At 68.7% G+C, this 19,886-nt stretch carries 20 protein-coding genes and 1 riboswitch; of the genes, 7 read left to right on the top strand and 13 right to left on the bottom strand.

Features of this window, described 5'->3' with window-relative positions; genetic code table 11:
- The 5 genes from groEL to ACGFJ2_RS58375 form a co-directional block, all read right to left on the bottom strand.
- A partial coding sequence (gene groEL, locus ACGFJ2_RS58395; RefSeq protein ID WP_357961767.1) for a chaperonin GroEL occupies nt 1–1,019 on the bottom strand: 1,019 nt, incomplete at its 3' end.
- 309 nt (nt 1,020–1,328) lie between these two features.
- Entirely contained in the window at nt 1,329–1,529 is a 201-nt protein-coding gene (locus ACGFJ2_RS58390; protein ID WP_068927743.1) for a cold-shock protein, read from the bottom strand.
- A gap of 239 nt (nt 1,530–1,768) precedes the next feature.
- Nucleotides 1,769–2,044 (bottom strand): MoaD/ThiS family protein, encoded by a 276-nt coding sequence (locus ACGFJ2_RS58385; protein WP_393483944.1) that lies wholly within the window; start codon nt 2,042–2,044, stop codon nt 1,769–1,771.
- Nucleotides 2,045–2,067: 23 nt separating this feature from the next.
- Nucleotides 2,068–3,300 (bottom strand): threonine synthase, encoded by a 1,233-nt coding sequence (thrC, locus tag ACGFJ2_RS58380; protein WP_357961761.1) that lies wholly within the window; start codon nt 3,298–3,300, stop codon nt 2,068–2,070.
- 13 nt (nt 3,301–3,313) lie between these two features.
- Nucleotides 3,314–3,455, bottom strand: a riboswitch (SAM riboswitch).
- Between the two features lie 79 nt (nt 3,456–3,534).
- Entirely contained in the window at nt 3,535–4,089 is a 555-nt protein-coding gene (locus ACGFJ2_RS58375; protein ID WP_357961758.1) for an RNA polymerase sigma factor, read from the bottom strand.
- Nucleotides 4,090–4,120: 31 nt separating this feature from the next.
- Between ACGFJ2_RS58375 and ACGFJ2_RS58370 the strand changes: the two genes are divergently transcribed.
- Together ACGFJ2_RS58370 and ACGFJ2_RS58365 are read left to right on the top strand one after the other, a co-directional pair.
- Nucleotides 4,121–5,545 carry a trehalose-6-phosphate synthase gene (locus tag ACGFJ2_RS58370; protein WP_393483940.1) on the top strand — a complete coding sequence of 475 codons (1,425 nt, stop codon included), beginning with the start codon at nt 4,121–4,123 and terminating at the stop codon, nt 5,543–5,545.
- Between the two features lies 1 nt (nt 5,546).
- Nucleotides 5,547–6,710: an MFS transporter gene (locus ACGFJ2_RS58365; protein ID WP_393483937.1), complete on the top strand. Its 1,164-nt coding sequence runs from the start codon at nt 5,547–5,549 to the stop codon at nt 6,708–6,710.
- A 42-nt stretch (nt 6,711–6,752) separates the two neighbouring features.
- Here the strand turns inward: ACGFJ2_RS58365 and ACGFJ2_RS58360 are convergent, their stop codons facing one another.
- The 3 genes from ACGFJ2_RS58360 to ACGFJ2_RS58350 form a co-directional block, all read right to left on the bottom strand.
- The gene (locus ACGFJ2_RS58360) at nt 6,753–7,325 is read right to left on the bottom strand and encodes a hypothetical protein (RefSeq protein ID WP_358205910.1); all 573 of its coding nucleotides are present in this window, start codon (nt 7,323–7,325) and stop codon (nt 6,753–6,755) included.
- A gap of 63 nt (nt 7,326–7,388) precedes the next feature.
- Complete coding sequence (gene otsB / locus ACGFJ2_RS58355) at nt 7,389–8,213, bottom strand: trehalose-phosphatase (protein ID WP_357961745.1); 825 nt, start codon at nt 8,211–8,213, stop codon at nt 7,389–7,391.
- A gap of 54 nt (nt 8,214–8,267) precedes the next feature.
- The gene (locus ACGFJ2_RS58350; RefSeq protein WP_357961742.1) at nt 8,268–8,570 is read right to left on the bottom strand and encodes a DUF3263 domain-containing protein; all 303 of its coding nucleotides are present in this window, start codon (nt 8,568–8,570) and stop codon (nt 8,268–8,270) included.
- Nucleotides 8,571–8,687: 117 nt separating this feature from the next.
- Here ACGFJ2_RS58350 and ACGFJ2_RS58345 point away from each other — a divergent pair, with 117 nt between their 5' ends.
- The 5 genes from ACGFJ2_RS58345 to ACGFJ2_RS58325 all read left to right on the top strand — a co-directional run bounded on the left by ACGFJ2_RS58345 (nt 8,688) and on the right by ACGFJ2_RS58325 (nt 13,699).
- Nucleotides 8,688–9,494: an SAM-dependent chlorinase/fluorinase gene (locus ACGFJ2_RS58345; RefSeq protein ID WP_357961739.1), complete on the top strand. Its 807-nt coding sequence runs from the start codon at nt 8,688–8,690 to the stop codon at nt 9,492–9,494.
- Between the two features lie 170 nt (nt 9,495–9,664).
- Complete coding sequence (locus tag ACGFJ2_RS58340; RefSeq protein WP_393483932.1) at nt 9,665–10,723, top strand: hypothetical protein; 1,059 nt, start codon at nt 9,665–9,667, stop codon at nt 10,721–10,723.
- On the top strand, nt 10,720–12,087 hold the full coding sequence (locus ACGFJ2_RS58335; RefSeq protein WP_393483929.1) for a S8 family serine peptidase: 1,368 nt from the start codon (nt 10,720–10,722) through the stop codon (nt 12,085–12,087). Before ACGFJ2_RS58340 ends, ACGFJ2_RS58335 begins: the two co-directional genes overlap by 4 nt.
- A 26-nt stretch (nt 12,088–12,113) precedes the next feature.
- Nucleotides 12,114–12,518 carry a Zn-ribbon domain-containing OB-fold protein gene (locus tag ACGFJ2_RS58330; protein ID WP_357961731.1) on the top strand — a complete coding sequence of 135 codons (405 nt, stop codon included), beginning with the start codon at nt 12,114–12,116 and terminating at the stop codon, nt 12,516–12,518.
- Nucleotides 12,515–13,699, top strand: a complete 1,185-nt coding sequence (locus ACGFJ2_RS58325; RefSeq protein ID WP_358205934.1) for a lipid-transfer protein — start codon at nt 12,515–12,517, stop codon at nt 13,697–13,699. Before ACGFJ2_RS58330 ends, ACGFJ2_RS58325 begins: the two co-directional genes overlap by 4 nt.
- Nucleotides 13,700–13,767: 68 nt before the next feature.
- Here the strand turns inward: ACGFJ2_RS58325 and ACGFJ2_RS58320 are convergent, their stop codons facing one another.
- The 5 genes from ACGFJ2_RS58320 to ACGFJ2_RS58300 form a co-directional block, all read right to left on the bottom strand.
- Entirely contained in the window at nt 13,768–14,784 is a 1,017-nt protein-coding gene (locus ACGFJ2_RS58320) for a dipeptide ABC transporter ATP-binding protein (RefSeq protein ID WP_357961726.1), read from the bottom strand.
- Complete coding sequence (locus tag ACGFJ2_RS58315) at nt 14,768–15,805, bottom strand: ABC transporter ATP-binding protein (RefSeq protein ID WP_357961724.1); 1,038 nt, start codon at nt 15,803–15,805, stop codon at nt 14,768–14,770. Before ACGFJ2_RS58315 ends, ACGFJ2_RS58320 begins: the two co-directional genes overlap by 17 nt.
- Before the next feature lie 13 nt (nt 15,806–15,818).
- Nucleotides 15,819–16,757, bottom strand: coding sequence for an ABC transporter permease (locus ACGFJ2_RS58310; protein ID WP_357961721.1), 939 nt, complete (start codon nt 16,755–16,757; stop codon nt 15,819–15,821).
- A complete protein-coding gene (locus ACGFJ2_RS58305; RefSeq protein ID WP_357961719.1) occupies nt 16,750–17,694 on the bottom strand; it encodes an ABC transporter permease in 945 nt (314 codons plus the stop codon). Before ACGFJ2_RS58305 ends, ACGFJ2_RS58310 begins: the two co-directional genes overlap by 8 nt.
- A 124-nt stretch (nt 17,695–17,818) precedes the next feature.
- Nucleotides 17,819–19,456, bottom strand: coding sequence for an ABC transporter substrate-binding protein (locus ACGFJ2_RS58300; RefSeq protein ID WP_393483922.1), 1,638 nt, complete (start codon nt 19,454–19,456; stop codon nt 17,819–17,821).
- Between the last annotated feature and the right edge of the window lie 430 nt (nt 19,457–19,886).

Here is a 19,886-nt window from a genome sequence, read left to right as displayed (position 1 = left end):
TGCTCGGGGTCACCGGCACCGTCGACGATGGTGGTCTCGTCCTTGGTCACCACGACCTTGCGGGCGCGGCCCAGCTGGTCGAGGGTGGCGTTCTCCAGCTTGAGGCCGATCTCCTCGGAGATCACCTGGCCGCCGGCCAGCGTGGCGATGTCGCCCAGCATGGCCTTGCGGCGGTCACCGAAGCCCGGAGCCTTGACCGCGACCGAGCGGAACAGGCCACGGATCTTGTTGACCACCAGGGTGGCCAGGGCCTCGCCCTCGATGTCCTCGGAGATGATCAGGAGCGGCTTGCCGGACTGCACGACCTTGTCGAGCAGCGGCAGCAGGTCCTTGTTGGCCGAGATCTTCGAGTTGACGATCAGGATGTACGGGTCCTCGAGCACGGCCTCCATGCGCTCGGAGTCCGTCACGAAGTACATCGACGTCATGCCCTTGTCGAAGCGCATGCCCTCGGTGAGCTCAAGCTCAAGGCCGAAGGTGTTGCTCTCCTCGACGGTGATGACGCCTTCCTTGCCGACCTTGTCCATCGCCTCGGCGATGAGCGAGCCGATCTCGGGGTCGGCGGCGGAGATGGAGGCGGTGGAGGCGATCTGCTCCTTGGTCTCCACGTCCTTGGCCAGCTTGGACAGCTCCTCGCTGACCCGCTCGACCGCCGACTCGATGCCCTTCTTCAGCGACATCGGGTTGGCGCCGGCGGCGACGTTGCGCAGGCCCTCGCGCACCAGCGCCTGGGCGAGCACGGTGGCCGTCGTGGTGCCGTCACCCGCGACGTCGTCCGTCTTCTTGGCGACCTCCTTGACCAGCTCGGCGCCGATCTTCTCCCACGGGTCCTCGAGCTCGATCTCCTTGGCGATGGACACACCATCGTTGGTGATCGTGGGAGCGCCCCACTTCTTCTCCAGCACGACGTTGCGGCCCTTGGGACCCAGGGTCACCTTGACCGCGTCGGCCAGCTGGTTCATGCCGCGCTCGAGACCGCGCCGGGCGTCCTCGTCAAACGCGATCATCTTGGCTGCCATAAGGCTAGACCTCCCAGATGCAGGGTGGCTTCAATGGACCGAGCCGACGCCCGCGACGGCATGGGCCTGCATCTCCGTTCGGCAGACCCCATCGTCCCGATCCAGTGTTGGCACTCTCGAACAGAGAGTGCCAACGAACTGTTTAGCACTCTACCCTGCCGAGTGCAAGCTGAGACACCCGCATGCCCAGGTCAGTCAGTACGGCGGGCCCGCCCGGACCCGCCGTAGCCGAGTCGACGAAGGATGAGTGGTGGTTTCGCCCGGACTGCGCTGCCGTGCGACCTGCCGGTACATACCAGCTTCGTGAGTTCAGACCGCTCGCACGGACTCCGCTTGGGGGCCCTTCTGCCCCTGCGTGATCTCGAACTCGACGCGCTGGCCTTGTTCGAGCGAGCGATAGCCATCCATCATGATCGCTGAGTAATGGACGAATACATCCTTGCCACCGTCTACCGCGATGAAGCCGTAGCCCTTGTCCGCGTTGAACCACTTGACGGTGCCCTGCGCCACTTCCGACTCCTCTTACTGGGCTCATAGATCCCGCCCATTCCTACGCGAGACCCTCAATCGCCTGACATATGGAGAAATCACCAGACGATCGCCCTCGACCATACCTGTGGCACAGCGTTTGGCAACAGAGTCAATCAACAAATTACGCATTTCATCGGCGAGTGAGTCGTTCAACGTTGAATTGTCGGAAAAAACAGAAGGCGCCCCAGATGGGAGCGCCTTCTTAAGTGAGCGGGTGACTACCCTCCGGCGACCGCCGGGATGATGGAGATCTGCGTGCCTTCGGGGGCGGCCGTGTCAAGTCCGTCGACAAAACGGACATCCTCTTCGCCAACATAAACGTTGACAAAACGACGAATCTTGCCCGATTCATCCAGAATTCTCGCGCCGATCCCCGGGTAGTCGGAGTCGAGCTTCGCCAGCACGTCACGGAGAGTCGCGCCCTCCCCACTCACTTCCGCGTTACCACCGGTGTAGGTGCGCAGAATGGTGGGAATCCGCACAGAAACGCTCATGATTAACTTGCCTTTCCTGGTTGTCAGACAGCCGCGCGGAACGCGTCGAGCGAGGGCCGGATCACTGCCGTGGGCTGGGCGTCGTCGGCGACGGCGTCGAGCGTCTTGAGCCCGTCGCCGGTGTTGAGCACCACGGTCTCGGCCTCCGGGTCGAGCTGCCCGGTCTCGACGAGCTTCTTCAGCACTCCCACGGTGACGCCGCCGGCCGTCTCGGCGAAGATGCCCTCCGTAGAGGCCAGCAGCTTGATGGCGGCGACGATCTCGGGGTCCGTGACGTCCTCCACCGCCCCGCCGGTGCGGCGGGCGATGTCGAGCACGTACGGGCCGTCGGCGGGGTTGCCGATGGCCAGCGACTTGGCGATGGTGTCGGGCTTGACCGGCTGAACCACGTCGTGGCCGGCCTTGTACGCGGTCGACACGGGAGAGCAGCCCTTGGCCTGCGCGGCGAAGATCTTGTAAGGCCGGTCCTCGACCAGGCCGAGCGCGATCAGCTCCTTGAAGCCCTTGTCGATCTTGGTGAGCTGGGAGCCGGAGGCCACCGGGATGATGATCTGCTCGGGCAGCCGCCAGCCGAGCTGCTCGGCGATCTCGTAGGCGAGCGTCTTGGAGCCTTCGGCGTAGTAGGGCCGCAGGTTGACGTTGACGAAGCCCCACTTGTCGCCCAGCGGGTCGCCGATGAGCTCGGAGCAGAACCGGTTGACCTCGTCGTACGAGCCCTCGATGGCGACCAGCCGGCCGCCGAACACGCGAGCCATGGCGATCTTGGCCTGCTCCAGCCCGGCGGGGATGAACACGCACGCGTCGAGCCCGGCCCTTGCGGCGGCGGCCGTGACCGCGCCCGCGAGGTTGCCGGTGGAGGAGCAGGAAAGGGTGTGGAACCCGAAGTTACGCGCCGCCTCGACGGCGATGGCCACCACCCGGTCCTTGAAGGAGTGGGTGGGATTGCCCGAGTCGTCCTTGACGTACAGGGACTTGATGCCCAGCGCGCGGCCGAGGTTGCCGGCCTTGACGAGCTTGGTCCAGCCGGGGTTCATGTTCGGCTTGGTGGCGACGTCGACGGGCACGGGGAGCAGTGAGCGGTAGCGCCAGATGTTGGCGGGGCCGGACTCGATGTCCTTCCGGGTGACGTCACCGAAGGAGTAGGCCGCTTCGAGCGGCCCGAAACACTCCAGGCAGGCGAAGCTGGGACCGAGTTCGTAACGGGTGCCGCACTCGCGGCAGGAGAGAGCGACAGCGGGTCCGAAGTCGTGCGACATGAAGCGAGGCCTTCCCTCATCTTCGCCTGCGGCCACCTTGACCACAGACCGGAATTGGCACCTTGTCCCGGTCGGCCTCGCCCTGTCGCGAGTCTGAATCCGGGAGGGTTGCCGGGGCTTCGCAGGGCCGGTCCCTCCACCCCTCTGGATGAGCAATATTCAGTTGTCTGAGCTGACTCTACCTGGCCAGGCGCGTCAAGCCACCAACCGTCTCACGAAGCGAGACGTACAGTCTCAGCGGTAATCTTCCCCCAGCACGCCCTGCACGTACTTGCGCGCCTGGTGGATGCGGGATTTCGCGGTGCCGAGCGGGATGCCGAGCTGCTCGGCGACCTCGTTGTAGTCGAGCTGCACGATGTCGCGCAGCACCAGGGCCTGGGCCAGGTCGGGCTTGCTGGCCTCCAGCGACTCCATCGCGTCGAGCAGGTCGAGCCGCGACCCGGCGATCACGCTGACCCGCCGCGCGTCGGGCTTCTGCATGGGGAGCTCGTCGGAGGTCTGCTCGGCCGAGCGGCGCTTCAGCGTGCGGTAGGTCGTACGGGCGCAGTTGGCCGTCACGATGTGCAGCCAGGTGCTGAACCTGGCCCGCCCCTCGAAGCGCCCGATGTTGCGCGCCACGGCCAGCAAAGTGTCCTGGGAGGCCTCTTCCGCATCCTGGTGATAGGGCAGGATTCGGGCGCAATGGCGCAGAACATCGGGTTCGATCCGCCTCAGGAGCTCGCCCAGTGCGCGATGATCTCCGGCAGCGGCGGAGCGGGCGAGTTCCTCGGTTAGGTCATCAAGCGCCATAGCTGGGATCCTATGGTCGGAGGGAGCTTTAATGAACAGCGTCCTGGTCGCCTCTAACAGAGGACCCGTCTCGTTCACCGTCTCGGACGACGGTGTGCTGACGATGAAGCGCGGCGGTGGCGGCCTGGTGTCCGGGCTCTCCGGGGTCCTGAAGGACGACGGCGTGCTGTGGGTCTGTGCTGCTTTGTCCGACGGTGACCGCGGTGCCGTACGCCAGGCGCCCGGCGGCCGGCTCGACCAGGCCGGCTACGACACCGGCGCGCTGCGGATGCTCGACATCCCGCCGGCCACCTTCCACCGCGCCTACAACGCCGTGGCCAACTCCACGCTGTGGTTCGTCAACCACCTGCTCTACGACATTCCCAACGCGCCGCTGTTCGGCACCAGGTTCGAGCGCGAGTGGGAGTCCTACCGCGACTACAACGGCGCGTTCGCGCTGGCGCTGGCCGAGGAGGCCGGGCACGAGGCCCGCGTGATGGTCCAGGACTACCACCTCACGCTGACCCCGGCGATGCTCCGCGCCGAGCGGCCCGACCTGCGCATCGCGCACTTCAGCCACACGCCGTGGGCGCCGCCCGAATACTTCTCGCTGCTGCCCGACGACGTCGCGCGCGAGGTGCTCGAAGGCATCCTGGGCGCCGACCACGCCGGCTTCCTCACCGAACGCTGGGCGGGGGCGTTCATGGACTGCTGCCGCGCCCTGCTCGGCGCGGAGGTCGACCGGGCCGGCCGTACGGTCACCCACGAGGGCAGGACCACCCGCATCGGCGTGCACGGCCTCGGCGTCGACGGCGAGGCGCTGTGGGCACGGGCCCACGAGCCCGACGTCGAGTCCAACATCGCCGCGATCAAGGAGCAGGTCGGCGACCGCCGGCTGATCGTCCGCATCGACCGCACCGAGCTGTCCAAGAACATCGTCCGCGGGCTGGTGGCCTACCGGGAGTTCCTGCTCGCCCATCCGGAGTGGCACGGCCGGGTGGTGCATCTGGCGTTCGCCTATCCCAGCCGGCACGACCTGCCCGAATACCGCGAATACACCGCCTCGGTGCAGCGCTGCGCCCAGGAGATCGAGGACGAGTTCGGCACCGAGGACTGGGACCCGCTGATACTCAACGTCAACGACGACTACCCGCGCTCGCTGGCCGCCTACCGGCTGGCCGACGTGCTGCTGGTCAACCCGATCCGCGACGGCATGAACCTGGTGGCCAAGGAGGGCCCGATCCTGTCGTCGCGCGCCGCGCTGGTGCTCTCGCGCGAGGCGGGCGCGGCGGCCGAGCTGGGCCCGCACGCGCTCCTGGTCAACCCCTACGACGTGAGCGGCACGGCCGTCGCGCTGCACGACGCGCTGGTCATGCCCGAGGAGGAGCGCATGAACCGCCGCGATCGGCTGGAGGCGGCGGCCACCGCACTCCCGCCGCAGAAGTGGTTCGCCGCCCAGCTGGACGCGCTGGCCTAGCATGTCGGCGATCTCAGAGAGCACCCGGCTGACCAGGGACCGGCCGACCTGGCTGATCTACCTGATCCTCGGTACGTTCGCCACGTTCATCTACGGCCTGAGCGCGGCCCTGCCGCTCCTCCGCCTCCAGCAGCGCACCTCCGGCACGGTCGCCGGCCTGCACGGCACCGCGATGGCCGTGGGCACGATCCTGGCCGGCCTCTCCCTCCCGCTCCTCACCAGGCGCTACGGCAGGCGGACCACCACCTGGATCGGCCTGGCCGGGATGAACGCGGGCGTGCTCCTGATCGTGCTGTTCTCCGCGCTGCCCCTGACCCTGCTCGGCTATGGCGTGGCCGGCGGCTTCGGCTCGATCGCCCTCTACAGCGCCATGGCCGCACTCAGCGAGCACCACGGGCCGGCCGGCCCGGCCGCGCTGAGCGAGGCGAACGCCGTCGGCGTCGTGGCGGGCGTGGCGGCGACCTTCCTGCTCAGCGCGGTCGCGCAGACCGCGCTCGGCTGGCGGGCCGCGCTGCTCCTCACCCCCGCGCTCACCGCGCTGCTGGTCGTGACGATGGCGCGGGTCTGGACCCCGGCAACGACCTCGGCGACCCTGCTTGTTGGCGAACGGCCGACGCCGCCCGGGTGGCGCTTCTTCGTGGCGGGCGGCGTGCTGTGCTGCTGCGTGGCGCTGGAGTTCTCGTTCAACTTATGGGCCGCCGAACTGTTCGCCGCGCGCACCGGCCTGAGCGCGGCCGCGGCGGCCACCGGGCTGACCGCGTTCCTGGCCGGGCTGGCAGCGGGCCGGTTCGCCGGCGCGTACCTGGCCTTACGCCTGCCACCCGCGCGGCTCTTCCTGGGCGCGCTGGCGGTCACCGCGGTGGGCTGGCTGCTCTTCTGGCTGAGCACCTGGCCCGTCCTGTCCTACGCGGGTCTCGCGCTCAGCGGGCTCGGCGCGTCCCTGCACTTCCCGCTCGCGCTGGCCGCGCTGATCACGCACGCGGGCGACCGGCCCGACCGGGCCGGCGCGGCCGCGCCGATCTGGGCCGGGTCCGCGATGGCCCTCGGCCCACTCGCGCTCGGCGCGCTCGCCGACGGCTTCGGCACCTGGAACGCGTTCCTGCTGGTCCCCGTCCTCATCGGGCTGGCCGCCGGCGGTGTGCTCATCGCCAGGCCGCGCGCCTGAGCGCTTATCGCCAGGTCGCGTGCTTGAGCAGGCCGGGGACGCTTATCGCCAGGTCGCGTGCTTGAGTACGCCGGGCAGGCCGGGGGTGTTCCATGAGTCGACGACGAGGACGCCGCTCTTGGGCAGGTACCACTCCCGCTGGACGAAGGCGGCCCGCGCCTTGCCCGTCCCGGTGACGCAGGTGCCCTTCCACGCGCGGTAGTACGCCTTGTGGCCGGGCCCGACCTGGCGCAGCCCCTTGGCCGCCGAGCCGTTGAACGTCTGGCTCCACTTGCGGTTGAGCGGGCAGGGCTCCACGTCGGTCGCCGAGTAGAAGGGCCGGTCGGGCGTGTACGGATTGAGCTCGTGACCCACCTTGATGGCCGCGGGCCCGAGCACCCAGAAGCCGCGGCACTCCGGCGTGAAGTACTCCCCTTTGGGCTTGGCGCACTTGCCGGTGACGACATGGATCCAGTCGCCCTTGCCGTACACCTTCCATGAGCTCGGAAGGGACAGCGTCAGCCCTTGGCGCAGCTTGAGCGGATGGTTCGCGGTGCTCGCCGAGGCAGGGGCGGCCGGGACGAGGAGGGCGGCGGCCACGGACAGGCCCGCCACGGCGAGGTATCTCTTCGACATCCCGCGACCGTACCGGCGCGCGCTTGCACGCGGGTTGCGTACTTGTAGGCGAGTTAGCGCGAATTAGTGCCCCTTGAAAGCCGACGCGAGCTCCCGCAGCAGGGCCACCACGCCGTCGGGGCCGTCCACCACGATGTCGGCCCGCTCGGCCAGCGCGGTCACCTCGGCCGAGCCGCTGCACACGTTCACCCCCGGCAACCCTGAGTTCCTGACCGCGTCGAAGGCCGCCAGATCGCCCAGGTCGTCGCCGACGAACATGACCGACCTGGCCGCCCGCTCGGCCAGGAACAGGCCGAGCGCGTGCCCTTTGTCCATGCCCGGCGGCCGCAGTTCGAGCACCAGCCGGCCGGGCTCGACGACCAGCCCGTGCTTCTTCGCCAGTGCGGCCAGCGGCTCACGCAGGGCCTCCAGCGTGCCCTCGGGGTCGGCGCTGCGTCGGGTGTGCACGGCGACCGCCCGGCCCTTGTCCTCGATCGCCACGCCTTTCACGCCGAGGGAGACGAGCAGCAGTTGCAGCTCGGCCTCGGCCTCGAGCACGCCGGGCGGGGGCGGCGGCGCCGAGACCCGGCCGTCCTCCCAGCGCTCGAACCCGTAATGCCCCAGCACCACCAGGCCGGGCACATCGGCCAACCCGGGCGCGTCGGTCGGGCCGGACGCGTCGGTTGAGCCCGGCGCGTCAGCCAGGCCGGACCCGAGCCGCAGAGCCGTGGCCACCGGCCGGCCGGTCACGATCGCCACCGCATTGACGTACCTGCCCAGCTCGGCGAGTACGGGCGGCGCTTCCGGATGAATCCTGGCGGAGGCGGGATCGGCCACGATCGGCGCGAGGGTGCCGTCGAAGTCGAGCCCGATCACGGCTCCCGCCGGATCCTTCAGGATCGCTTCCATACCGGGTGATCCCGTTTGTCTGATGTTCTTCACGCGCCTGCCTTACCCAGCAGGTCAGGGGCGCATGCCAAACCGTCTGGCGGCGCGCTCGCGCTGGCGCGTGGAACGCAGCCGGCGCAGCCGTTTGACCAGCATCGGATCCTGCTGGAGCGCCTCCGGCCGATCGATCAGCTCACCGAGAAGCTGGTAGTAGCGGGTGGCGGAGAACCCGAAGGTCTCCTTGATGGCCTGCTCCTTCGCACCCGCGTAACGCCGCCATTGGCGTTCGAAGGCGAGGAGTTCGAGATCGCGGTCGGAGAGGGGTCGTCTGGACGGTTCCTGGGCAGCACTGTCACCGCTGACCGGCGCAGTGTCCATGGTGTCCTCCTCGGAAGGGCGCGCGACGATCACATCGTGGGCACGCGGGCCCGTGCCAATCGTAATGTGCGGAGTGCGGGTGTTCACGGCGGATTGAGAGACGTACAGTCACCAAATGTGACCTCAGTCATCACACTTCTCACCGACTACGGACTCGAAGATGGCTATGTGGCCGCCTGTCATGGAGTGATAGCCGGGATCGCCCCCGAGGCCAGGGTGATCGACGTGTGCCACCTGATCCCCTCGGGCGATGTACGGCGCGGCGCCGCCATACTCTCCCAAACCATCCCCTATCTCCCGAAGGGCGTACACATCGGGGCGGTCGACCCCGGCGCGGGCGGAGCCAGGCGGGCGGTCGCCGTGGAGGCGGGCGGGCGGGTGTTCATCGGCCCCGACAACGGGCTCCTGTCGTGGGCCATGCACGCCAGCGGCGGGGCGGAGGCGGCCTACGAGATCAGCAACGCCGACTACTTCCTGCATCCGGTCTCGCCGACCTTCCACGGGCGGGACGTGTTCTCGCCGGTGGCCGGGCGGCTGTGCGGCGGGCTCAAACCGGCCGAGCTGGGGCCCGAGGTTCCGCTCTCGCGGCTGGTTTCGCTGCCGGAGCCGACCTCGAAGCTCCGCGAGGGGTGCGTCGAGGGTGAGGTGGTTTCGGTCGACCGCTATGGCAACACCCAGCTGTCGATCGCGGCGGGCGACCTGGCGGCGCTGGGCGTGCGGATCGGGGACACGCTCGGGGTCTGGCTGGGGCGCAGGCAGTTGGCGCTGCCGTACCGGGAGACGTTCGCGGCGGTGCCGCCGGGCGAGCTGGTGGCCTTCGCGGACTCGGCCGGGCTGATCGCCATAGCCGTCAACTCGGGCGACGCGGCCCAGCGCCTCGGCCTGCCACCGGGCGCCCACGTGCGGCTCTCGCCCTCGCCCTGACCAGGCCCATGTGCGACTCTCGCCCGCTCCGCGAGACGAAAGCCGCCAAAAGGAAATTACACCGCGTATCGGTCTGTTTACCGAAGCGTCAGATTGGACCGTCGATCGCGTGTCAGAATGCACGGGCATCGGGCGACCCCTCCCCTGCCCGCGAGGTGCACGTGTTCCCTTTGTCTGTTGTGCTGCTCTCACTGCTGTCCGCGGCCCTGCCGTCGTCGGAGCCACCCGTGCCGGAGCGCTGGCACGCGTGGCCGGTGGCCAGGGTGTTCCCGAGCTCCGTACCCGGCACCAGCCCCTCTGGGGCCCGCGTGACCTATGTCCTGGCCGGCGTCGCCCCGGAGTCGCCGTGCCGGGTGGCCTTCCAGCCCGGGGTCGCGCGGCTGCTGCGCGGGTGCGTCACGGCCTTACGCGCCACGTACGCGGACAGCACGCAGACGTTCGTGGCGACGGTCGGCATCGCCGTACTGACCGGCCCTGACTCCCTCCGGCCTCTTGACCGCCTGACGGACGACCTCCCGCTGACACTCGCGGGCCGCCTGCCGACCGGGTCACCAGAGTCCGGCACCGGCTGTATGTCCGGCGGGCCGCGAGCGACCGCCACCGGCCGTCCCGACGGGCCGTCAGGGGCCGGTACCGGCGGTCCGCCCGACGGCACGCCAGACACCGGCGCGGGCCGTCCGCTCGGCAGATCGCGAGCGACCGGCACCGGCCAGCTGCCTGGGGCGGCCACCGGACGCTTGCCGGGAATCGGGCCCGAGACCGGTACCGGACGTCTGCCCGGCGAGGCGCCAGAGACCGACACCGACCAACTGCCAGACCCGGCCACCGGACGCTTGCCGAGAGTCGGGGCAGAGACCGGCACTGACCGGCTGCCGGACTCGGCCACCGGACGCTTGCCCGGAATCGGGCCCGAGACCGGGACCGGGCGCTTGGCGGGCCTGGGGTCGGGTGCCGGCCGGGGTGATGGGCTGGGGGACCGGTCCGGGACCATCGCGGGGCGGTTGCCGACCGTGCGGCCGGTGGCCTTTCCCGGTGGGCCGGCCGAGCGGTTCGGCGAGTCGCAGTACGTCACCGGCGCGTTGATCTCGTCGAACGAAGCCTACGTCGTCGCGACGGCCGCCGGGTACGCGGACGGCCGGCCATACCAGCCGGGCGAGCTCGTCGCCAGACGCCTCGGTGACACCGCCCGCCGGCTGGCCACGGCCCTGTACGGAAGTCTGACCAGATGATCAGGCCCCTGGCCGGCTCGCTGGCGGTGGGCCTGCTGATGGCCGGGCCCCTGGCGGCGGGGGTCCTGGTGGCCGGGGCGGGACCGAGCGCCTCGGATGACGTGGGCTCGGCGGCCCGCGCCGGACAGTGGCAGCTCGCCACCCTGCGCCTGCCGGAGGCGTGGAAGCTGAGCCGGGGCGCCGGCGTGCTGGTCGCCGTACTGGACACCGGTGTGAACGCCCGCCACCCCGACCTGGCCGGCGCGGTGGTCGCCGGGCCCGACCTGACCGGCGACGCCGGCGAACCGGCCCTGTGGGGCCACCACGGCACCGCCATGGCCAGCCTCATCGCCGGCCACGGCCACAGCGCCCCGACAGTGAACAGCCTGACAGCGAACGGCGGGACAGCACGCATCCCCGCACCACACAGGGCCGCAGTAGGCATCCCTGCGGTGGGCGACCACGGAACAAGGGCTCCCGCAGCAAGCGGGACGGCGATTGGCAAAGTATCGACCGGCACCGAGGGCGGCGGTTACGCGGACAGCGGTGTCATCGGGGTCGCCCCCGCCGCCCGCGTCCTGTCCGTCAGGGTCACGCTGGAGAACGGCGACCCGCTCCGCCAGAAGCAGCACGCCGGCGGCCGCGACGCCCTCGCCAAAGGCATTCGCTACGCGGTCGACCACGGCGCCGACGTCATCAGCATGTCGCTCGGCGGCGGCAGCGGCTCCTGGGAGGGCTCGGCCGCCGAGGAGGAGGCCGTCCAGTACGCCATCAGCCGCGGTGCCGTCCTGGTGGCCTCGTCCGGCAACGACGGCGACACGACCAACAAGAAGAACTTCCCCGCCGCCTACCCCGGCGTGATCGCCGTGGGCGCGGTCGACCGGCGGCTGGAGGTGGCGCCGTTCTCCAACCGCCAGGACTACCTTTCGGTGGTCGCGCCGGGGACCGGCATCGTGACCGCCGACGGCGCCGACTCGTACGTGGTGGGCGACGGGACGAGCTCGGCCGCGGCCATGGTGGCGGGCATCGCCGCGCTGATCAAGGCGACGTACCCCGACCTTTCGCCGTACCACGTGCGGACGGCCATCGAGCAGGGCGCCAGGCGGCGGCCCGCCGACGGGTACAACCGCTCGTACGGGCACGGGGTGGCCAACGCGCTGCTCGCCCTGCGCGCGGCCGACCGCCTGGCGAGGCCCGCCGCCGCGTCCGCCGGGGCCGGTGTGGGGACCGGTGGCTACTTCGGCGACGGCCCGGTTTCCCGGCCGCCGGCGTCCCAGGCGCCGTCGTCGCGGCTGCCGGTGGTGCTCGGCATGGTGCTGCTGACGGCGGTCATGTCGGGCCGGGTGCTCGTCCGGCACCGGTGGCGCGGGAGGGATGTAACCTAGCAAGCGCTTGTGTGATACTCCTCCCTATGAGCCTTGCGATCGACGGCTGGTTCGTCATCGAGGACGCCGGCACCCACCTGATCGGCACCCGGTGCGCGGCGTGCGGCACGGTCTGCTTCCCGCCGCAGCGCGGGTTCTGCCGCAACCCGCACTGCGACGGGGAGTCCATGGAGGAGACCAGGCTGCCGAGCCGCGGCCGCGTCTGGTCGTACACGAGCGCCGCCTACCCGCCGCCCGAGCCGTTCGTGGCCGCCGAGCCGTACACGCCCGTGACGCTGGCGGCGGTGGAACTGACCGGCGCGGGCATCGTGGTGCTGGGGCAGGTCAAGGACCTCACGGCGGACGAGCTGGAGGTCGGCATGGAGGTCGAGCTCACCCACGGCCCGCTGGCCGACGGACCCCTGGTGTGGATGTGGGGGCGCGCGTCGTGAGCGTCGTGGTGCTCGGTACGGGCATGCACCCGTGGGGCAAGCAGGGCAAACCGTTCGCGGAGTACGGCGTGGCGGCGGCCCGGGAGGCGCTGCGGGACGCCGGGATCGCCTGGACCGACGTCCAGTTCCTGGTGGGCGCCGACACGATCAGGAACGGCTATCCGGGGTTCGTCGCCGGATCCACCTACGCCCAGGCCCTCGGCTGGTCCGGCGCCCGCATCGCCTCGTGCTACGCGGCGTGCGCGTCGGGGGCGCAGGCGATCGACATCGCGCGCATGCGGATCATGGCGGGGCTCTGTGACGTGGCGCTGGTGGTGGGCGCGGACGCCACACCCAAGGGCTTCTTCAAGCCGGTCGGCGGCGACCGTCCGGACGACCCCGACTGGCTGCGGTTCCGGCTGCTCGGTGCCACTAATCCCGCATATTTCGGGCTTTATGCCCGTAGACGGCTGGCCCTGTACGGCGAGACCACCGACGACTTCGCCGCCGTCAAGGTCAAGAACTCCCTGGCCGGTTCGCTGAACCCGATGGCCCGCTACCGCAAGGTCGTCACGGCCGAGGAGGTCCTGGCCTCGCCCATGGTGGCCGACCCCTTGCGCCTCATGGACATCTGCGCGACCTCGGACGGCGGTGCCGCGCTGGTGCTGGCCTCGCCGGAGTACGCCCGCCGGCTGGGCGTGGCCGACCCGGTGCGCATCGCCGCCGTCTCGACGGTGACGCCCACGTTCCCCAACACGGTCCTGGAGCTGCCGAACTTCGCGACCGACTCGTCCGCCGCCGTACCCCCTCCGGAACGCCCCTTCAGGGCCGCCATCGCGCACGCCGCCTACGAGGAGGCGGGCGTCGGACCGGGCGACGTCTCGTTCGCCGAGGTGTACGACCTGTCCACGGCCCTCGAACTGGACTGGATCGAGGACGTGGGTCTCTGCCCGCCAGGCGAGGCCGGCAAGCTGCTGCGGGCGGGCGACACCGCGCTCGGCGGGCGCGTACCGGTGAACCCGTCAGGCGGGCTCGCCTCGTTCGGCGAGGCCATCCCCGCCCAGGCCATCGCCCAGGTCTGCGAGCTCACCCGGCAGTTGCGCGGCCGGGCGGGCGAGCGCCAGGTCGAGGGCGCCAGGGTCGGCCTGGCCGCCAACCAGGGCCTGTTCGGCCACGGCTCGGCCGTCATAGCCACCCGCTGACCCAGCCTGCCCTACAACCGCCAAGGCCCTCCGCGGGAAGCTCCCGCGGAGGGCCTTGGCATCGGCGGTCAGCCGACGTGGACCACGTCGTGCGTCTCGGCGAAGTGACAGGCGCTCTCGTGGCCTGTCCCCGGCCGGATCTGCAGCAGCGGCTCCTCCTCCGCACAGATCTCCTGCGCCTTCCAGCAGCGGGTGCGGAAGCGGCAGCCCGACGGCGGGTTGGCGGGCGACGGCGGGTCGCCCTGCAGGATGATCCGCTCACGCTGCTCGCGGCCCTCGGGGTCGGGGACCGGCACGGCCGACAGCAGCGCCTGCGTGTACGGATGGGCGGGCTTGTCGTAGATCTCGGTGTCCTTACCGAGCTCGACCACCTTGCCCAGGTACATCACCGCGACCCGGTCGGAGATGTGGCGCACCACCGACAGGTCGTGGGCGATGAAGATGTACGCCAGGTCGAACTCGTTCTGCAGCCGCTCCAGCAGGTTGATGACCTGGGCCTGGATCGACACGTCGAGCGCGGAGACCGGCTCGTCGCAGACGATGATCTCCGGCTGGAGCGCCAGCCCGCGGGCGATGCCGATGCGCTGACGCTGCCCGCCCGAGAACTGGTGCGGGTAGCGGTTGATGTGGTCGGGGTTGAGCCCCACGACCTCCAGCAACTCCTGCACCTTGCGGCGGCGGTCGCCCTTGGGGGCGACCTCGGTGTGGATGTCGAACGGCTCGCCGATGATGTCGCCGACGGTCATCCGGGGATTCAGGGAGGTGTACGGATCCTGCATCACCATCTGGATGTTGCGCCGCATCCGCTTGAGCTCGCCACCCCTGGCCTTGGCGATGTCCCGGCCCTTGATCTTCACCGAACCGGAGGTCGGCCGCTCCAGCGCCATCAGCACCTTGGCCAGCGTGGACTTGCCACAGCCCGACTCGCCGACGATGCCCAGCGTCTCACCCTTGTCGAGGTCGAACGAGACACCGTCCACGGCCTTGATCGCGCCGATCTGCCGCTTGAGGACGATGCCCTGGGTCAGGGGGAAATGCTTGACGAGGTCGCGGACTTCGAGAATGCGCTCACCCTTGGTCGCCATCGAGGACCTCCCTCCAGTAGTGGCAGGCGCTGCTGCGCGTGCCGCTGATCTCGTAGAGCGGGGGGTTGTCCGTCACGCAGTTGTCCTGGCGATACGGGCACCGCGGGTGGAAGGCGCAGCCGGTCGGCATGTCGAGCAGGTTGGGCGGCAGGCCCTTGATCGCGTACAGGTCCTGACCCTTTTGGTCGACCCTGGGAATCGACTCCAGCAGCCCCTTGGTGTAGGGGTGGGCCGGGCTCGCGTAGATGTCGTGCACGAGGGCGTTCTCGACGATCCGCCCGCCGTACATGACCGCGATCTTGTCGGCGACGTCGGCGACAACGCCGAGGTCGTGCGTGATCAGGATCATGCCCATGTTGCTCTCTCGCTGGAGTTCGGCGAGCAGCTCCATGATCTGGGCCTGAACCGTCACGTCGAGCGCGGTGGTCGGCTCGTCCGCGATCAGCACCTCGGGGTCCAGCGCGATCGACATGGCGATCATGATGCGCTGGCGCATGCCCCCGGAGAACTGGTGCGGGTAGTCGTTCACCCGCTGCTTGGCGGCCGGGATCCGGACCCTGTCCATGAGCTCGATGGACTTCTTCACGGCATCGCGCTTGGACATGCCGCGATGCACCCGGAACATCTCGCTGATCTGCCAGCCCACGGTGAAGACCGGGTTGAGCGCGGACAGCGCGTCCTGGAACACCATGGCGATCCGCTGACCGCGCACCTGGGTGCGCGCCTCGTCCGACAGCTTCAGCAGGTCGGTGCCGTGGAAGCGGATCTCTCCCTTGGGGATGCGGGCCGGCGGCATGTCGAGGATGCCCATGATCGCCTGGGCGGTCACCGACTTGCCGGAGCCCGACTCGCCCAGCACGGCGAGGGTCTCCCCGGGGCTGAGCGAGTAGCTGACCCCGTTGACCGCACGCACGATTCCCGGGCGGGTGTGGAACTCCACGTGCAGGTCCTCGATGGCGAGCAGCGGTTCGTTACCCAGCCCTCCCTCGGCGGGCAACGTGTCCGTTGTTGCCTTTCTCACTTGAACCCCCCTCCTACCTGAGCTTCGGGTCGAGGGCGTCGCGCACCGCGTCGCCCAGCATGATGAACGCGAGCACCGTGATGCTCAGGAACAGCGCCGGGAAGAACAGCGGCAGCGGCGCCTCCAGGAACCGGTTGCGAGCATCGGCGATCATCAGACCCCAGGAGATGTTCGGGGACTGGATCCCGACTCCCAGGAACGACAGCGCCGCCTCCGCCGCGATGAACCCGCCGAGGTTGATCGTCGAGACGACGATCACCGGGGCGAGCGCGTTCGGCAGCAGGTGCTTGAACATGATCCGGCTCTGTCCGGCACCCAGCGCACGCGCCGCGAGCACGAAGTCCTGACTCCTGGCGGTCATCACCGCCGCCCGCATGATGCGGAACGTCATCGGCCAGGACAGCACCGCCAGCGCGATGACCACGATCCAGATGCCCAGGTCGACGTCCCGGAAAGTGGCCGTGATGAGCAGCGAACCGAGGATCCACGGAATCGCGAAGAAGACCTCCGTGATCCTGGAGGACACCGTGTCGATGGCTCCGCCGCGAGCGCCCGCGAGCAGGCCGAGCAGACCACCGACGACCGCCGTGACGATCATGGTGGTGATGCCGATGACGATCGAGTTGCGCGCGCCGTAGATCGTCCTGGCGTACACGTCGCAGCCGAGGTTGTCCTTGCCGAAGATGTGGCCCGCGCTCGGTCCCTGCCGCGCCGTGGCCAGTTCGCAGGTCTTGGGATCGAACGGGTTGATCGAGGCGAACAGCGACGGCCAGATCGACATGACCAGCAGGATCAGGATGATCCCGACCGAGACGATGAACATCGGCCTGCGCCGCAGGTCGTAGAGCGCGTCGCTCCACAGGCTTGCGGGCTTGTCCTGCCGCTTGGGCTTGGCCTGAGGAGGTGGCGCGGTCACGGTCTGCACAGGTCCTAGCTGTGGGTCATTACTCATAGCGGATCCTCGGGTCGAGCACGGCGTACAGCAGGTCGACAAGCAGGTTCGCCAAGATGTAGACCAGCACCAGAATCGTCACGATACCTACGACAATGGGTTGCTCCCTCAGATATACACCCTGGTAGATCTGAAGGCCGATGCCCGGGATGTTGAAGATGGTCTCGGTGATCACCGCACCTCCCATGAGCGTGCCGACGTCGGCGCCCAGGTAGGTGACCAGCGGGATCAGCGCGTTGCGCAGCCCGTGCCGGCCGATGACTCTTCGTCTCGGCATTCCCTTGGCAGTCGCTGTTCGTATGTAGTCGGATCTCAGCGTCTCCACCAGGCTCGTCCTTGTGAGCCGGGTGAGGTACGCGATCCCCGACCCCGCCAGGACGAATCCGGGCAGCAAGTACGCCTTGAACCCCGCGGTGATGCCCGCGATCGGGAAGATCTCGAATCCCACCTGCTGCTTGAGCCACACGCCCAGCCACAGCTGGAGCACGAAGCCGGTCACCAGCGGCGGAACGGAGATGAGCAGCAGCGTCGAGGCGAGGATCATGGTGTCGATCGCCCGGCCGCGGCGCAGCGCGGCCCACAGACCGAGCAGGATGCCGGCGATCGCCTCCATGATGAGGGCGACGAGCGCCAGGTTCAGAGTGACCTGGAACTTTCCGGCCATCAGTTGGGTCACGGGCACTCCGGCGAAGGTCTTGCCGAAGTCGCCGTGCAGGAAGATGTTGCTGATGTAGTACCAGTACTGCAGCAGCAGCGGATCATTGAGGTGATACTGATCCCGCAGGATCAGCACGATGTTGGGATCTTGCCTCTTCTCGCCGGCCAGCGCCGCGATGGGGTCGCCAGGAAGCGCGAAGACGATGGCGAAGATGAAGAGGGTGGCGCCCAGCAGGACTGGTATCGCCTGGATCAGGCGCCGGATAACGTAACGGCCCATTCAAGCCTCCCGTACATGCCAAGAAGGCAGTCGCCGGGACCTGGGGTTCTCACGGCCCCAATGACTGCCTTCGTGGCGGGCTCTCGAGGAGCGGGCGGCTAGGCGCCCGCCCCCGCGAACAGCGTCAGGCCTTCTCGACGTCGGCCCACTCAACCTGGTTGAGCAGGTTGATCTTGACGTTCTTGACCTTGGTCGAGTATCCCGAGTTGTTACGGTAGAAGTACACAGGGATGTACGGAAGGTCCTTGATGAGGATGTCGTCCGCCTGCTGGTAGAACTTCAGCCCCTCTTCGGGAGTCGCCGCCTGGTCGCCCTTGGCGACCGTCTCGTCGAACTCCTTGTTGGAGTAGCCCGCGTAGTTCGAACCGGTCTTGATGGCGCCGGTCGAGAAGATCGGCGTCAGGTAGTTCTCGGCGGACGGGTAGTCGATCGCCCAGCCCATCCGGAACATGCCCTTGTATTCCTTCTTGTCGAGGGCGTCAAGGATGCTCGCGAACTTCTCGAACGGCTTGACCGTCACCTCGACACCGAGGTTGGCGCGGAGGTTGTTGGCCGCGGCCTCGATCCACTCCTTGTGGCCACCGTCGGCGTTGTAGCCGAGCTCCAGCTTCGCCGGACCATTGGCCGCCTTGTACTGCTCCTTGGCCTTGGTCGGGTTGTACTGGCAGGCCTGGCAGGCGCCCTGACGGTAGCCGTCGATGGCCGGGTTGATGAAGTCGTCAGCCGGCGAACGGGTGCCGGAGAAGACCGTCTCGGCGATGGTCTTCCTGTCGATGGCCATCGAGATGGCCTCGCGCATCTTGACGTCCTTGTACTCGTCGTTGTACTTCAGCGGGAAGCCGATGTACCCGACGCCGGCGTCAGGCTGGTCCTGGTAGCGGTCGCCGAGCGCCGTCTTGGCGCTGGAGATCGCCGAGGCGGGCAGCGAGTCGTGGATGTCGACGTTGTCGGCCTGCAGGTCGTTGTAGGCCGTCTCAGAGCTGTTGTAGAGCTTGAACTGCAGCTTGGTCCAGCCACTCGGCTTCTTGGCCGGGTACTTGTCGTAGACCGACAGGTCGATGGACTGGTCGGTGCCCTTCTTGTAGGGCTTGTCGAGCTTGAACAGGCCCTGGCCGATCGGCTTCTCGCCGTACTCCTGCGTCACCTTGCCGTCGGCGCCGAAGGCGGCCTTGGGCAGCGGGTAGAACGCGGTGTAGCCCAGCATGGTCTTGAACTGGGAGAACGGCGCGGTGAGCGTGACCTGCAGCGTCGAGTCGTCGACCGCCTTGAGGCCCTTCATCTCCTTGGTGGTGACCTGCTTGCCCTCGCCAGGGTTGAGGTCGGCGTAACCCTCGACGCGGCCGAAGAAGTAGCCGGCGCCCTGGGCGTTGTCCTGGTTGGCCGCGTAGTTCCACGCGTCGACGTAGTTCTGCGCGGTGACAGGCTGGCCGTCCTGCCACGTGTACGGCTTGAGCTTGATCGTCCACACCTTGTTGTCGGTGCTCTCGATCGACTCGGCCGCCGCCAGGACGACCTGCTTGTTCTCGTCATAGTTGACGAGCGGCTCGAACACCGCAGCGAGGACTTCAGCGCCCTCGGACTCCGTGGTGTTCGACGGGACCAGCAGGTTCTGCGGCTCGCCCAGTTCCATGCGGACCGGCGTGTCGCCGCCTCCGCTCGACGCGGGGTTGCCGGTCGTGGATCCGCCGCCGCCACACGCGGCGACCGCGAGGGCTAGCAGCGCGGTACCGGCGACGATCTGTGCGCCCTTAGTAACACGCATGGTAAAAAGATTCCTCCCTCAAACAGGTGGGCGTAAGCGCTGAGCTGCGATGATCGTGAGCAGCCTGACGGGGGCTCCTTGTCGTCCCCCGGGTTTGGCTGACCTGGTCAAACCAGCCGACGCCCTGCCAGTCGATCGCGACTATCCCTTACTACTTGCCACCACGGAGTCTCTGGTGCGTTGCAGTTCGGTCACACGTGCGCTTATCCAACGTCACAGTCATTTCTCGCATAGAGCACCAAACCCACCGAAGAACCTCTAAAGCGGACACTACGGGACGTGAACAGCTGATGAAAAATACCCCCTTGGCGCCACTGGTCGCGCCCTAGCCGCCATCCCGCGTGTCGCTGAGCTACGGTTGAGCGAGTCTTGGCATGCCCTGGTACCAGCCTTGGAACCGGTCAACGCGGGACACCGTCCAACAGTCTGT

Source organism: Nonomuraea sp. NPDC049028 (assembly GCF_043197735.1).
GTDB lineage: Bacteria > Actinomycetota > Actinomycetes > Streptosporangiales > Streptosporangiaceae > Nonomuraea.
This window is presented reverse-complemented; position numbering and strand designations above follow the sequence as displayed.

What these genes read in the sequence shown, in the direction of transcription:
- ACGFJ2_RS58385 (WP_393483944.1), bottom strand. Translation starts at nt 2,044, where the DNA reads ATGAGCGTTTCTGTGCGGATTCCCACCATTCTGCGCACCTACACCGGT.
- thrC (WP_357961761.1), bottom strand. Translation starts at nt 3,300, where the DNA reads ATGTCGCACGACTTCGGACCCGCTGTCGCTCTCTCCTGCCGCGAGTGC.
- ACGFJ2_RS58375 (WP_357961758.1), bottom strand. Translation starts at nt 4,089, where the DNA reads ATGGCGCTTGATGACCTAACCGAGGAACTCGCCCGCTCCGCCGCTGCC.
- ACGFJ2_RS58370 (WP_393483940.1), top strand. Translation starts at nt 4,121, where the DNA reads ATGAACAGCGTCCTGGTCGCCTCTAACAGAGGACCCGTCTCGTTCACC.
- ACGFJ2_RS58365 (WP_393483937.1), top strand. Translation starts at nt 5,547, where the DNA reads ATGTCGGCGATCTCAGAGAGCACCCGGCTGACCAGGGACCGGCCGACC.
- ACGFJ2_RS58360 (WP_358205910.1), bottom strand. Translation starts at nt 7,325, where the DNA reads ATGTCGAAGAGATACCTCGCCGTGGCGGGCCTGTCCGTGGCCGCCGCC.
- otsB (WP_357961745.1), bottom strand. Translation starts at nt 8,213, where the DNA reads ATGGAAGCGATCCTGAAGGATCCGGCGGGAGCCGTGATCGGGCTCGAC.
- ACGFJ2_RS58350 (WP_357961742.1), bottom strand. Translation starts at nt 8,570, where the DNA reads ATGGACACTGCGCCGGTCAGCGGTGACAGTGCTGCCCAGGAACCGTCC.
- ACGFJ2_RS58335 (WP_393483929.1), top strand. Translation starts at nt 10,720, where the DNA reads ATGATCAGGCCCCTGGCCGGCTCGCTGGCGGTGGGCCTGCTGATGGCC.
- ACGFJ2_RS58330 (WP_357961731.1), top strand. Translation starts at nt 12,114, where the DNA reads ATGAGCCTTGCGATCGACGGCTGGTTCGTCATCGAGGACGCCGGCACC.
- ACGFJ2_RS58320 (WP_357961726.1), bottom strand. Translation starts at nt 14,784, where the DNA reads ATGGCGACCAAGGGTGAGCGCATTCTCGAAGTCCGCGACCTCGTCAAG.
- ACGFJ2_RS58310 (WP_357961721.1), bottom strand. Translation starts at nt 16,757, where the DNA reads ATGAGTAATGACCCACAGCTAGGACCTGTGCAGACCGTGACCGCGCCA.
- ACGFJ2_RS58305 (WP_357961719.1), bottom strand. Translation starts at nt 17,694, where the DNA reads ATGGGCCGTTACGTTATCCGGCGCCTGATCCAGGCGATACCAGTCCTG.
- ACGFJ2_RS58300 (WP_393483922.1), bottom strand. Translation starts at nt 19,456, where the DNA reads ATGCGTGTTACTAAGGGCGCACAGATCGTCGCCGGTACCGCGCTGCTA.